We start from the raw sequence: 13,586 nt of genomic DNA, 5'->3' as shown, positions 1-13,586 counted from the left end.
AAAAATGAATTTACAATTCTTTGCTCGAAGGAAACGAAAAAAGCGTAAGAAAACTAAGACTAAAAAGAAACGAGTTGTAAAAGCAAAAAAGGGTGGTAAGAAAAGTAGTAGTAAAGGAGGCAAAAAGACATCAGCCCCCAAAGCTACGACAAAGAAGAAAAAGGAAAAGGAATATGTAACTGAAACCTCTTATATGAATAAGGACGCATATTCGAACTTTTATGGTGAATTTATTCTTGAACGACAGAAAAAATCGGATAAGTCTGGTAAAGTTTACGACAATTGGGTAGCAGAAATTAACCAGTGGGATCCTAAAACTGGTGAACCATATAGTGTTAATAATACCCATAAAACTCACATGCATAAGGAAAAGTTGGATAAATCCGGTAAGTTTGGTTTTGCTTTAGCCAACTTAGGCGTTTTCTTTGGTAAGCATGATATTAAAGAGGACTTAGTTAATCCAGTGGTGGCGTATAAGTCAGATTATGAAGCTTTAACCAATTATGAAGAATGGCGCAGTGATGGCTCTACTGATCCGGATGATACACCACATATTATTGCCAAGGCTGGTCAAGAAATTATTATTGATACGGCCAACAATAAAGTTACTATTGATGGAAAGCCGGCCGATAAATACGTTTCATGGTTATCGACCTTCCCTAAATTAACCGGTGGGGTTCCACAAGCTCTACACTTTGTCCCGGATCCCAAAAATGCTGATGTAACAATTGAATATCGACCAGCAATTAAGTAGTCACGAAAGCGGCTACTTTTTTCATACATAAATAAGGAGGTTAGAGATTTGTATATTATCCTGGATAAAAATTTAAAGCGAGTTGCCACGTTATCGACTAATTCAGACGCCAACCCGTTTTGGGGTGAAGTAGTTGAACGCCAAATTGCCGATGATAACAGTAACTCGGATGATGGTATTACTGGCGTTAGCACTTTTAATAGTACGGATCCAAATGCTAACTCCAAAAGCTGGAATGATACATTAACAGGACTAACCATGTTGCAAAGTGCCCCTGCGGCTCAATACTTAACGGTTGGTAATAGTGTTGCTGTGTATGATGATGTGCATAATCATTGGCGTATTTATCGAATTTATCAGGTTGATGAAACTATTGATGCCACTAGTGGGGCTCACTTAGTAACGGTGGATGCTATTAACCTAGCAATCTATAAACTAAATAAGACCATTCCACCCCAAAAAGAAATTAAAGATTGTAAATTAGATCAAGCCATGCAATGGATCATGGCAGATACCGGTTGGGACTTACAAAATAATTGTTCTTCGGGATTATTTGCCGATATTAATTTTGATGGAACGTCTTCTAGTCAAGCTGCCTTACAGACGGTTCTATCAACTTACGATGCGGAAGCTGATGCTTATTGCCATATTGACACTAATGGTATTGTGACTGACCTGATTTTAGAATTAGCTGATCAATTGGGAGAAGATGAAGGTAAGTCAATTACCTATGGGCAAAACATGTTATCTGTCCAACGAGAAACAGTTGATACTAATTTAGTAACCAAGCTTTACATTGTGGGCGCAAATAATGCTTCAATTGCAGAGGTTAATAATGGTAAGAATTATATTACTGACGTTTCAGCAAATTCTCTTTATAACACTGATCAGAACACCTGGCTGGAAGGAACGATTACTAGTGACACTATTACTGAACCTAAAGCATTACTTGATTGGGGATTGCGGGAATTAAGATTGTACAATCATCCACGAATTAACTATGCTGTGGAGGTTACTCAAGATTTTCAAGCTAACTTGGGCGATACTATTAAGGTGATTGATTTATCTATGAACCCGATTTTAACCACGGAGGCAAGAGTCATTCAGCAAACTACCTCAGAAAGTGACCCAAGTCAAAATAAAGTTGTATTAGGTGAGTTCAGTACAGTTAAAGTAATTACGCCGGCGTTTATTCGCAATATGGAACAGCGTTGGAATGATCACGTTAAGAAACTATTTGAAGAAGCCCGAGAGAATGCCAATGCAGCCACAGTCAGTTTGATTACGCCGTTAGGTTCAACTTGGTATAACACGGATACTTCCAAACGGGTGATTGCAAGACTATTTATTGAAGGTGAGAATGTAACCTCTTATCTGGCACCGCAAGCTTTTAATTGGCAAAAAATTAATATGGATGGCACCCGTGATATTGGCTGGGAAGCTGACCATGCAAAAGATGGTTATCAAGTTACGATTGAACCACCATTTGTCGGGACACTATTAGTCACCATTGATGATACTTATGTGAAAGATGAGGCAGAGATGTGGATTGATACCAGCAATTCAGCTGATGGTTCCTGGAATAAGCTTTGGGAAACGAAAGATGCCGCCAACAAAGATTTTAATGGTGATCAGCATATTGGGGCCTTACAATTTTCATATTTATTGAGCGATGGTTCAGTATTGTCTAGTTATCACTACACTAAAGATAAAAGTCATTCAGATTGTGAGTTTATTAAATGGAATGCCGATGGAACATTACAAAGCATGATGTTTGTAACTGGAGGTGGCCATTGCGGATCGTTTGGCTATGATGAAAGTTCCAATACGATCTATACAGAAATAAAAGATCAGAATGATGGGAAATATTATTTAGTAACTCTTCCTTACCAAGCAAATACGAGTGCCAGTAACATAACCAATTGGTGCCAAGTAAAACAATATTTTCGAGTTGCAGTTGATTTGAAAAATAATCTGTGGCTGGGAAGTACGACGAGTGGGAAAGTATATGTTTGTCAGATAAGCGATTTACAGGCAGGAAACTTCAAACCAATCATTGAATTTAAATTGCAAGATTTTAAGTGGAAGCCATTACCAGCTGGAACCACTAATAATGGCGCTTATAACACTCTTCAGGCAAATGGGATTAGTTATCCATTTGCTTTTTTTACGGCGGGTGATGCTAACAATGCTGATGACAAACATGTTATGTGTATTAACTTAATTACACAGTCAATGGTATTTGATTATGTGGTGGAACCAATGCAGGATATTAAGTTAACAGTGCCGTTGGAAAATGGCGGTCATTTGGAGCCGGAGGGCATATATGAAGATGTTAATAATTCTAGGTTAATTGTTGGCTTTAACGTTTCTGAATATAGGGATGATGCACACACTGTGTCTATTGCTCATAGTGCATTATATACGGCTCCACTTAAAATCCGTGATGATTCTAAAGACTTAGTTGTTGAATATCCTGAACAAGATGAAGGTGAAAATGATGAAGCTGAACAACCAGTAATTGCTGGAAATGATAATGCGGATGATTCGGATGCAAGTTCAGATAGTGATGAAGATGGGGATGAATCAACTGGTGAAGGAACCAAAATTGAGGATGGTGATAACAATTGATTATTGCAACGGGGACGTTAAATATTGATGAAAATGCTAAACTTGCCCAGCAAGCTTCTGACGATGCCAAAAGTGCCGCTAATTCTGCAGCTGATGAAGCGGGTAAGGTTAAAACATCGTTGGATGGGAAAATCACTGTTTCATCTCAAGAACCATTTGATGATGGGAAAACCCATGACGAAGGTGATATTTGGTATGTTCAAGACAGTAATCATATAACTAGTGAAATGTATACTTATGATGGATCTGATTGGGTTAAGACCAAAATGTCTCAAACAGCTTTGTCAGTTGGACAGCTTTCAGCATTAACTGCTGATTTAGGAACCATTGAAGCCGGATATTTGAACTCTGTGGAAGTTGACTCATCAATCATTAAAGGTGGCAGTATTTCTGGTTCATCTTTGTCGTTAACAAATGGAAATACTAATTATTGGTTAGATCAGAACGGGTTTCATGACAGTTATTATGGAAACGATATATTTAATGGATATGTAAAAAAAGATGTTTGGATTAATGAATCAGGAATTTCAATCTCTGATGGAAATTATAAGGCTGATATTCAACCAGAACAAATTAAAATGTCTGGTGGTGGTGGAACAGGAACTATTTGGTCTACGAATATTAATTGGCCTGCTATTACCATTTCAAATAACATTCAAATAAAATCTCGACACATAATTCACAGCATTGATTATGGAGCTTTGTATTTTGAAGGAGGTTCTGATGGTGGTGAAGATGGTATTGACATTCATGCCGGCGGGGTTTACTCACATGGGACCAATTTACTTAAGGAAATTCAGCGGATCGATGGTAAACCTAATAATGATGGTGAAGTTAGTGGGATTCATGGTGATATTAATAGGATTGATGGTGACATTAGTAGGATTCGCAGTGAAATTAGTGATATTAAAAGTGAATTGAAGAGGAAGAAGAATAAGTAAGGTGATCTGATGAATGATATTAACGCGCAGGATTTAATTAACCAATTAGTTAATGAGTACAGTCAAGATATGGCAGCAAAAAATCAACAAATTGCGTTATTAAAAATTGAAAATAATCAGCTTAGAAAGAAGGTGAAAACTAATGAGTAAGGAACTCGCATTCACGGATGATAATGATGTGGTTAAATATTTAGATACAACCACTGCTTTTAATCTGGCACTCACGGCCGACGGGGTGGCCTTTGATTTAACTAATGCTAAGTCAATTCTGGTTAAAATAGCTAATGACGATGGATATATCATGCAACAAACTATTGATTTAACCACTGTAACTAGTCCGCTTGGTGGAACACTAAGTTTTCCAATTAATCAGGATATTATGAACACATTGGTTCCGGATGATTATGATATTGAAGTTTGGGTTACTATGAATGATGGTACACAGGCTATCTTTCCAAGTGATGGAACGTTAGGATTTTCAATTGAAGAGAACCTAATGAGTGATACTGGTGAAGTAATTCCGACAATCACTTTAAATGATTTTCAGCAACAATTTGATGATCTAAGTAACCAAATGGAGAATGCAGTCCACAATGTGCATAAGGGTGACCAAGGTAACCCTGGTAATGGTATTAAGTCTGCCAACAATCAGTATCAGTTAAGTGATTCACCAGTTACAGTTCCCACAGGGGGCTGGTCAGATACTATTTTGGCAACAACTGATCAACTTCCTTATCTGTGGACTAAAATTATTTTTATCTACGATGACGGGACGACTAAAGAGATTAATTTTGTTTCCAGCCGAGGTGACACCGGTAGTCAGGGGCCAATTGGACCAGTTGGCCCACAAGGAAAACAAGGAAATGGTTTGGTTGTTAGGGGGAAAGCTGATAAAGAGGAAAATTTACCCACAACGGGTAACAACCAGGGTGATGGTTACTTAGTTGGAACGGACTTATATATTTGGATAGATGGTTCATGGCAAAATATGGGGAGTATTACGCCTGATTTAGCTGATTATGTAAAAGTGGCTGATATGAACAATGCTTTAAACACTAAAGTTACTGATAACAAAAATGGTACTGAACAACTTAATGGAGTTCGGGTACAGCCATATAATAAGTTATCAGATACAATTGGTGGACGAAACCTGTTGTTGGGTACTAGCAATCAGGTAGTTCAAGCCAACAATTGGAATATGCAAGTTGCTGATATTAAATATGACAAAAGTCTTGGTGGGACTTTATGTGCGTCTGTGATGATTAACAATGCTGACCACGTAAGTAATTTATTACGAGGGTCAGCACAACTTAATCTACAGACTCTTGACAAAAGTGGGAAGATTTTAGCAAAAGCTTATGGGAATAGTGTTGCCTATAATGCTAATGGCCTAAGTTGGTGTTCTATAAGCATTGATGATAATACTTCAGATGTCCAAGCCTATATTTTGACGAATAACATGAGCCAAAACGCATTTTATTCCTGTTTAAAAATTGAAAAAGGTTCAATCGCTACTGATTGGACACCTGCCCCAGAAGATAAAGCAGATGATAGTAAAGTTGTTCACAGTACAGATATGCGTAAACCTGCTAGTGATGTAGCGGGAATTGAAGAGGTTAACGCCAAACAAGATAAAATTGGTTACACACCTGCTGATAATAGCAAAGTAGCTCACCTATCTGGCACAAACAATTTCGATACCGTTCCAACGGTCAACAATAATCCGCTACTACTAGCAAGCAGTTTGCCAAGTGACCTAGCACGAACGGGACAGGATACTAACTTTACGAGAAAACTTCAAAAGTCTGGAATTGACGTGGCAACCACAACGGATGTTGGTAAGGCAGTGAACACTGCAACAGCAAACATGGCAAATACTACAAAACCAGCCAACTTTACAGCAGGCTTGCAGAAAGGAGGTATCGATGTCGCCACTGTTAATCAGTTGTCGGCTGCTGATGATAGTGGTTGGATAGCCTTTCCTAGCAATTCAAATTTACAGCTGAATGCTTACTACAAAATATTCAATGGTGTCCTTTACACAATGGGGACTGTTGGACCTAAAAACAGTGATGGTTCGCCGGAACTAATGCTAAACGTGCAATCAATTATTAGTGATAGGGGCTACAATTCTCTTCCTAAAGGTATTCAATATCATCACAATTATTATCGCCCCCAAGGTGGTGAATACTCTTTAGATTTTAATAATTATTATCCTGGAGGAATTAGCGCAGGTTTTGGAGAAGGTGTAAATGAGTTCATAGGTATTAATTTAACAATTCCAATTCATTAGAAGTAATTTGCGTCACAGGATCAAGAAGATAATAACATAGGTTTTAGTGGGGCGATTTTAACTGGGATAGGACCTACTGGTCACCCTTATATAAATTCTGATACAAATAATGGATTTGCTAGAGTCTATTATGATAAGTTATTAATATAATTCTTGGTATATTAATTTTATCTATTCAGGTAGACCTTTTGTTTATGGTTAAATTAAAAAGGAGATAATAAATAATGTTCATTTATATTACGTTTGATTCAAATGGGTTTGTCACTGATTATAAAAAGGTTGAAACCGATGGTTATACAAAGGTGTTCGTTTTAGATTCGTGGATTAATCAGTTTGCTCAATATCCAGATAAATTCAGATACGATTCAACAAATCAAAAATTGCTTAATCCAGGTAACTTACCAAGCGTTTCATTGGATCAAGTAAGTACAGATGTAACAACTTTACAAACTCAATTACAATCTTTGCAATCGACAGGTACGCAAACTGATTCACAATTGGGAGCTTTGGTAAGTAACATTTCAGTGGTTCAAGGACAAATTCTCGGAGAACTACAAAATATTCAAACTCAATTAAATGCTTCTGAAAAAGCAACTGCTGTACCAGCAGCAAATACAACTAATTCACCAGCTTAATAAAAGGAGGTAATATAATGTTTAATATTGATTGGCATGGAATGCTTAAAATTGAATATGATAACGGTTGGTTGTCTTATGATAAATTGAAACTGTTCGTTGGTTGGAATGAATTAACAAAAGATCAGTTTACTGATATTACTGGTAAGAATTATGACACAGGGGTGGAAAATTCATCAACTGCTTCTTAATTGACGGTCAGTTGAGTACACTCACATGTAGACGTTTTTCGGAATGCAAGTTTAATTAAATTAAAGTCCGTCACTCTTTTGGAACAGTGGTATAATTATTTTCGTAGGCATTAACCCCTATAATGTCTATGCATTCGAACATTCATCTGAGCATTTATGAATGCCCCATGCTTATTTGCTCATACGTTCCCCTCAATGTATGTGATGTATACACGCCCGTCATAAGATGGGCGTGTTTGTTTTTAATAATTAGTTGTTACGACTATATAATCGTGATACAAAGTGTTTGTGGAATTCCATTCCTCCAAGAAGGAATTTCATGTTCTTCAATATGATATGAATTGAGGACGCCCTTTAAAGCGGGGCGTTTTCTTTTACACAAATTTATGATTCTATGGAGGTTGTCCTATGTATACACAAATATTAAATATTTTAAATTCCTTTAAAGCAACCGGATTGGTTGCTTTTTTAATTGCTGTAATTCCAGCAACTTACAAATTGGTTAAACCGTTGATTGAAGCTAAAATTAAAACTGAAAAGAATACTCATATCAAGCAAGGGATGGAATTAGGCTTGAAATTAGCGAATGCTTTCGTTCCTGTGGTGGCAAGTATGCCTGCTTTAAGTAACTCTGATCGTAAAAAAGTGGTCAATCAATTTGTTGATTCTGGCTTAAAAGAGTCCGGCTTTAATTTTAAAGCAGAAACAATTGAAGGATTAGCAGAACAAGCTTACCAGTATTATAAACACACTCTAAAGGGAGATAATCACAAAGCACCTGTTACTCCGGCGCCTACAAATGACGTTACACCCGACGTTCCAGTCGATGACGATCCGGAAGTATTTAATGAATCCCAATCATCTGAACAAAAGTAGGAAGTGACGAAAATGACAAAAAAGGTTGCTGATTTATCTGTTTACCAAGGCAGTTCTGAGACCTACATGAAATTTTTAAAAAGTCACGGAATTGATACCACGGTGGTTAAGTTGACGGAAGGCACTGGATACATTAACCCTAAAGCTAGAGAACAAGTGGCTAACGGATTCAAAGTATTTGGTACTGTGAGTGTTTATCATTTCTTTCATGGTCATGGTTCATCAGAAGCTAAGTATTTCTTAGCTTGGGTAAAAAGCTTTGGGTTGGATAAATCCACAGTTTTGGCCCTAGATGTGGAAGCACAAGACCTTCCTTGGAAGACCACAGCCGAAGTAAATGCCTTTTTAAAGGAGTTAAAAGCCAACGGATTTACCAACGTTATTACTTATGGATCCGGTTCATGGTTTGCTGAAAAGCGAATTGATCGAGCGAAACTTATTGATAAACATATTTGGGTAGCAGCGTATGGCGTTAGTCAACCGGGAATTGATAATGTGAATGCTTGGCAATATACCGATAACTATGATGGATTAAAGGTTGACGCCAGCTTAGATTTTGATGGTTCACTGTCCGGAAGTGGGGTAGTTATTAAACCTGCTAAACCGGAATATTATCAAACACCGGGTTTATACGAAGCAACGCAAAGCGTAATTCACCAATTTAACGACGTCCAATTCAAATCTAAACGTCATACACGTCTGATTAAAGGAAGCCGATTCTATGCTACCCCAATAAAATATGGTGAAATTTATCGCCTTTCTACACCGACTGGTTACTATACAGCAAACAAAGATAAAGTTAAATTTATTTTTGCAGTAAAGGCTGGTGATAAGTAATGGTGGAAATTCCTGACGAAATTAATATGACTAAAATGCTCATTGGCATTAAAGAAGATATTTCTTCCATTAAACAACAGCTGAATGATCAGGCTGATTTGAATGCTAAAACAGATAAAGCTTTGGCTAAGTCTATTGAAAATGAACATCGAATTGATAATCTTACACATATTAACTATGCATTAATTTCTTTAGTGGCAGCGGGAATTATTGTACCGTTGATTATTTATTTAATTGAGAAATTTATGTGAGATGAATCCCCCTTGAATGATTATGGGGGGGAATACATATATTGGTATATATTAATTAATATTATTTTGTGCTTTTGATAATATTATGCATATATTAGCTTTTGGTTATTGAACTATCATTTTTGAGGACAAAATAGCTAATAACGGTCAAATAACGGTCAATTAAAATTATAAATGCCTTTATATCAACGTTTGTAAGGGGCACTTGTGCCTGCAGTCGGCATCAATGATTATAGTCAGTTTTTTATGACAGAAGAAGACACTCTTAGTCCTTTTAATTAAGAAGGGATTAGGGGCCTTTTTTTGTTTTTGTCTTATCTACACGCTGCTTCTTTAAATATTGTAGGGCCAAAGAAAGTGCTTGTGTTGAAAAAGTACTAATTTTTAATTGTGAATCAATTAAAAACGCCAGAATTAACATCCAGGAAAAGCGAAGCCGTACCCATACTAGCGACTCATAGCAGCACTTATAATTGGTACATGTAAAAACGTTATAATTGGTATAGAACGAATAAATATCTAAACTGCTTTATATAAAAGAACTTGTGCATTAATAAATCCGAATATCCCCTTGTGGTATACCAATATATTTGTTATTCTGTATAGGTAATAAAAGAAAAGGGGATTTTTATAATGAAAAATATTTTACTCGTTTGCGAAGATGGAATTTCTAGTAATTTTTTAGTTAAGTCAGCTAAATTATTTATTGAGAACTATCAGGCAGATATTAATTTAATACCAAGTGATTTTGAAAATGCGGCGCAACATTTGAATGACGGTGTTGATTTGGTCTTGGTAGCACCACAGGCCACTTATCACGAAAAGGAGCTTGAATTGCTTGACGGTAAAGCCAACCTTTTAACAATTCCTGATGAAGTATATGGTTGGGCTAACGGCGAAAAGCTCGTCAAGTTCATTCTCAATCAATTTAAGTCTGCAAAGGCAGTTTAATGGATGAAAATGAATTAGATCAAATCTCAATGCTCATGTTGACCTATTCGGGAAAAGCCAAGCAGATTCTTAACCAAACAATTGATACAATCTCATTATCTACATATAAAAAAGACGATGTACCTGCACAATTCGAGAAAGCTCATAAATGGCTCATAAAGGCGCATAATGAGCAAAACAAAGCAATTAAATATGTAGATAATTTGCAATACTCGGTGCTGTTCACCCACGCACAAGACACACTGATGAATACTGAAACAATTTATTTCTTATTGACCAAATTAATTCCGTTGATAAGAATAAGTCAATAAACAGGTTGATTTTATTTTTCTCAAAAAATACTGGTCGATATTCTGCCGTCATTGAATTACCTTCCATTCTGGAATATAATAGTTGTTATGGTTTGATCTTTGATAAGCTTTAAAGAACAATTATTAATGAATGATCTAATCCAGTTAACACGTGTTAAGGTGGATTAGATTTATTTTTTGGAGGGTATCACATGCAACAACATGAACAAACTGACCAGGAAAGACGAGCTGACAGCTCATTCTTTGGCCAACCAAGAGGATTATCGACGTTATTCTATACTGAAATGTGGGAGCGCTTTAGTTACTACGGAATGCGGGCAATCCTGTTATTTTACATGTATTTCAGTATCAGTAAAGGTGGTTTGGGCTTTTCACAACCACTTGCTGCATCAATCATGTCCATCTATGGATCGTTGGTTTACTTGACTTCTGTTGCCGGTGGTTTCATTAGTGACCGTATTTTAGGAAGTCGGAGAACTGTATTCTATGGTGGTGTCCTGATTATGTTTGGCCACATTGCTCTCTCAATGCCATTAGGACGGATTGCGTTATTTGCCTCAATCGTTTTAATCACCTTGGGAACCGGTCTATTAAAGCCAAATATTTCTGAGATGGTTGGTGGGTTATATACTGAGTATGATAACCGACGAGATTCTGGATTTACGATCTTTGTGTTTGGGATTAACTTAGGGTCGTTTATTTCACCAATCCTAGTTAGCTGGCTGGGAATGAGTTACAACTTCCACCTTGGTTTTTCTTTGGCTGCTATTGGGATGTTTTTCGGTCTCCTACAGTATATCCGTGGTGGTAAGAAGCACTTGCCAAGTACGAGCCTTTATCCATCTGATCCGCTTGAACCTGAAGACGTTAAAAAGTTATCGTTTCGGATTGGCGTTGGCGTGGTCGTCTTTGGATTAGTATTGTTATTGATGCAAGTGATGGGGACCTTGTCACTAAGTACATTTATCACCTTACTTAGTCTCATTGCGATTGCCACCCCAATTATTTACTTTGTCATTATTATTTCCAGCAAGAAAATTTCAAGTACTGAACGTTCTCGAGTTATTGCTTATATTCCATTATTCATTGCTGCAACGATTTTTTGGGCCATTGAAGAGCAGGGATCAGTTGTTTTAGCTTTGTTTGCGCAGAATCAAACCAATAATAACTTTTTTGGTTTCCAAATTCGAGCTGGTTTCTACCAGTCATTAAACCCCGCATTTATTATGCTCTATACGCCATTCTTTGCATGGTTGTGGATTAAATTAGGGAAGAAGCAACCTAGTTCGCCTTCTAAATTCTCTTTAGGAATGGTGATTGCCGGGTTATCGTATATTTTCATGATCCTGCCAGTTTCTTTGTTCGGAACTTCCGCTCGCGTAAGTCCGTTGTGGTTAGTTGGTAGCTGGGCAATTGTTGAAGTTGCGGAGTTGTTAATCTCGCCAATTGGCCTTTCTGTAACGACAAAACTTGCACCAAAAGCTTTTGAATCTCAAATGATGAGTATGTGGTTCTTAGCCGACGCGGCTGGACAAGCAATTAACTCACAAATTGTTAAGTACTATACGCCTGATAATGAAATTAATTATTTCTTGATCATTGGAATTTGCGCAATTGTTGCTGGAGTCATCCTGGCGTTCCTTGTCAAGCCGGTTAAACGACTTATGGAAGGCGTTAACTAATAGCGATCAACAAAAAGTGTTATCCTTTCTGGGATAACACTTTTAATTATGGGAGAAGAATATGGTAAAAATAGTTGCATCTAGCGACGATCATTTTGACATCAATAAAGTTGATATTAACCGAATTATTGAACAGCAAGCCGCATACTTGAATGAGCATTACGTAGATTATTACTTGATTGCAGGTGACATGTTCAATAATTTTGAGAAAGTCTTGGCATATGTGCATGATCTGAAGAGGAAAGTGGTATCGACCAATGTTTTGTTTATTGCCGGAAATCATGACATGATCAGAAACGTTACTTATGAAGAACTTGAAAAGGGGAGGTGGCCTGGATATATTAACAATCGATTTGTTGATATTCCCAACACTGATATCAGGATTATCGGGATTAACGGGTGGTATGACTACTCATTTGCCAGCAATGTTGCTAAATCAGAATCAGATTTTTATCACTGGAAGCAGACGTATTGGATAGATAGCCAAATTTCGCAACCTATGAGCGATATTGAGCGCGAGGACATCGTCCTTCAAGAATTGGAGAAACAGCTCATAGCGGCCAAAAATGCCTCGAAAAAGGTGATTGTGATGACGCACTTTGTCCCGAACCAAAAGTTTATTCGATATACAAAAGATTTTCGCTTTTGGAATATGGCAAATGCAATGATGGGAAGTATCAGATTTCAGGCACTTATTGACCAATATGCGGTTAATTCTGTGATTTTTGGTCACATTCATAATCGATATGTACCAACGAAAATTAAGGCAACTTGGTATTACAATGGCGCCGTTGGATACCACAATCACCATCATAACGAATGGCAAAGTGCTGATTTCATAACAGAATGGCAACGCCAACTCAAATTTATTCAAATAAATTGAATATTGCGCTTGACGGTGGCCGAAAAATTTTGTATTATAATACTCGTTGGTTTGATAGCAAACACAATGCTGGAGGGGTAGCGAAGTCTGGCTAAACGCGGCGGACTGTAAATCCGCTCCTTCGGGTTCGGTGGTTCGAATCCACTCCCCTCCATTTTATTTTTGGGCTATAGCCAAGAGGTAAGGCAACGGGTTTTGATCCCGTGATGCGCTGGTTCGAACCCAGCTAGCCCAATTTTTGGTTTTCTCCCGTTTTTATAGGTTGTCAAAAGGGCTCTTCGTCAACTGTTGTTGGTGAAACTAAATTCGAGTTCTAATCACTTTGTGATTAGGGCTCTTTTTGTTTTGAC

14 protein-coding genes and 2 tRNA genes are annotated in these 13,586 nt (G+C 37.3%); all 16 read left to right on the top strand.

Annotated features, from left to right (window positions below; all coding sequences use genetic code 11):
• Positions 1–4 precede the first annotated feature (4 nt).
• Positions 5–754 (top strand): phage distal tail protein, encoded by a 750-nt coding sequence (locus KTE19_RS05315; protein WP_217162510.1) that lies wholly within the window; start codon positions 5–7, stop codon positions 752–754.
• 48 nt (positions 755–802) lie between these two features.
• Positions 803–3,385, top strand: a complete 2,583-nt coding sequence (locus tag KTE19_RS05310; protein ID WP_217341773.1) for a phage tail spike protein — start codon at positions 803–805, stop codon at positions 3,383–3,385.
• Positions 3,382–4,326, top strand: coding sequence for a hypothetical protein (locus KTE19_RS05305; protein WP_249778591.1), 945 nt, complete (start codon positions 3,382–3,384; stop codon positions 4,324–4,326). The genes KTE19_RS05310 and KTE19_RS05305 overlap by 4 nt, the downstream gene beginning before the upstream one ends.
• A gap of 9 nt (positions 4,327–4,335) precedes the next feature.
• Positions 4,336–4,476, top strand: coding sequence for a hypothetical protein (locus KTE19_RS05300; protein WP_008214398.1), 141 nt, complete (start codon positions 4,336–4,338; stop codon positions 4,474–4,476).
• Complete coding sequence (locus tag KTE19_RS13930; RefSeq protein ID WP_249778590.1) at positions 4,469–6,619, top strand: phage baseplate upper protein; 2,151 nt, start codon at positions 4,469–4,471, stop codon at positions 6,617–6,619. The genes KTE19_RS05300 and KTE19_RS13930 overlap by 8 nt, the downstream gene beginning before the upstream one ends.
• A 224-nt stretch (positions 6,620–6,843) precedes the next feature.
• Positions 6,844–7,254 (top strand): hypothetical protein, encoded by a 411-nt coding sequence (locus tag KTE19_RS05285; RefSeq protein ID WP_217341772.1) that lies wholly within the window; start codon positions 6,844–6,846, stop codon positions 7,252–7,254.
• Positions 7,255–7,271: 17 nt separating this feature from the next.
• The gene (locus tag KTE19_RS05280) at positions 7,272–7,445 is read left to right on the top strand and encodes an XkdX family protein (protein WP_008857027.1); all 174 of its coding nucleotides are present in this window, start codon (positions 7,272–7,274) and stop codon (positions 7,443–7,445) included.
• Positions 7,446–7,853: 408 nt separating this feature from the next.
• Entirely contained in the window at positions 7,854–8,321 is a 468-nt protein-coding gene (locus tag KTE19_RS05275; protein WP_217341771.1) for a hypothetical protein, read from the top strand.
• Between the two features lie 12 nt (positions 8,322–8,333).
• Positions 8,334–9,158: a GH25 family lysozyme gene (locus KTE19_RS05270; protein WP_217341770.1), complete on the top strand. Its 825-nt coding sequence runs from the start codon at positions 8,334–8,336 to the stop codon at positions 9,156–9,158.
• Positions 9,158–9,409, top strand: a complete 252-nt coding sequence (locus KTE19_RS05265) for a hemolysin XhlA family protein (RefSeq protein ID WP_217341769.1) — start codon at positions 9,158–9,160, stop codon at positions 9,407–9,409. The genes KTE19_RS05270 and KTE19_RS05265 overlap by 1 nt, the downstream gene beginning before the upstream one ends.
• 633 nt (positions 9,410–10,042) lie before the next feature.
• A complete protein-coding gene (locus KTE19_RS05260; RefSeq protein WP_217162500.1) occupies positions 10,043–10,360 on the top strand; it encodes a PTS sugar transporter subunit IIB in 318 nt (105 codons plus the stop codon).
• Positions 10,360–10,671, top strand: coding sequence for a PTS lactose/cellobiose transporter subunit IIA (locus tag KTE19_RS05255; protein WP_217341768.1), 312 nt, complete (start codon positions 10,360–10,362; stop codon positions 10,669–10,671). The genes KTE19_RS05260 and KTE19_RS05255 overlap by 1 nt, the downstream gene beginning before the upstream one ends.
• 191 nt (positions 10,672–10,862) lie before the next feature.
• Positions 10,863–12,353 carry a peptide MFS transporter gene (locus KTE19_RS05250; protein ID WP_217162498.1) on the top strand — a complete coding sequence of 497 codons (1,491 nt, stop codon included), beginning with the start codon at positions 10,863–10,865 and terminating at the stop codon, positions 12,351–12,353.
• A 61-nt stretch (positions 12,354–12,414) separates the two neighbouring features.
• Positions 12,415–13,236 (top strand): metallophosphoesterase, encoded by an 822-nt coding sequence (locus KTE19_RS05245; protein WP_217341767.1) that lies wholly within the window; start codon positions 12,415–12,417, stop codon positions 13,234–13,236.
• A gap of 71 nt (positions 13,237–13,307) precedes the next feature.
• Positions 13,308–13,390, top strand: a tRNA-Tyr gene (locus KTE19_RS05240).
• A gap of 9 nt (positions 13,391–13,399) precedes the next feature.
• Positions 13,400–13,471: transfer RNA gene (locus tag KTE19_RS05235), tRNA-Gln, on the top strand.
• Positions 13,472–13,586: the final 115 nt, after the last annotated feature.

Source organism: Lentilactobacillus dabitei, assembly GCF_019061365.1.
GTDB lineage: Bacteria > Bacillota > Bacilli > Lactobacillales > Lactobacillaceae > Lentilactobacillus > Lentilactobacillus dabitei.
Note: the sequence above shows the minus strand (reverse complement) of the source record. Positions and strands in the feature narration are given on the sequence as shown.

Coding starts and splice junctions, on each gene's coding strand:
- KTE19_RS05300 (WP_008214398.1), top strand. CDS start 4,336: ATGAATGATATTAACGCGCAGGATTTAATTAACCAATTAGTTAATGAG.
- KTE19_RS05285 (WP_217341772.1), top strand. CDS start 6,844: ATGTTCATTTATATTACGTTTGATTCAAATGGGTTTGTCACTGATTAT.
- KTE19_RS05315 (WP_217162510.1), top strand. CDS start 5: ATGAATTTACAATTCTTTGCTCGAAGGAAACGAAAAAAGCGTAAGAAA.
- KTE19_RS05265 (WP_217341769.1), top strand. CDS start 9,158: ATGGTGGAAATTCCTGACGAAATTAATATGACTAAAATGCTCATTGGC.
- KTE19_RS05250 (WP_217162498.1), top strand. CDS start 10,863: ATGCAACAACATGAACAAACTGACCAGGAAAGACGAGCTGACAGCTCA.
- KTE19_RS05260 (WP_217162500.1), top strand. CDS start 10,043: ATGAAAAATATTTTACTCGTTTGCGAAGATGGAATTTCTAGTAATTTT.
- KTE19_RS05255 (WP_217341768.1), top strand. CDS start 10,360: ATGGATGAAAATGAATTAGATCAAATCTCAATGCTCATGTTGACCTAT.
- KTE19_RS05270 (WP_217341770.1), top strand. CDS start 8,334: ATGACAAAAAAGGTTGCTGATTTATCTGTTTACCAAGGCAGTTCTGAG.
- KTE19_RS05280 (WP_008857027.1), top strand. CDS start 7,272: ATGTTTAATATTGATTGGCATGGAATGCTTAAAATTGAATATGATAAC.
- KTE19_RS13930 (WP_249778590.1), top strand. CDS start 4,469: ATGAGTAAGGAACTCGCATTCACGGATGATAATGATGTGGTTAAATAT.
- KTE19_RS05275 (WP_217341771.1), top strand. CDS start 7,854: ATGTATACACAAATATTAAATATTTTAAATTCCTTTAAAGCAACCGGA.
- KTE19_RS05245 (WP_217341767.1), top strand. CDS start 12,415: ATGGTAAAAATAGTTGCATCTAGCGACGATCATTTTGACATCAATAAA.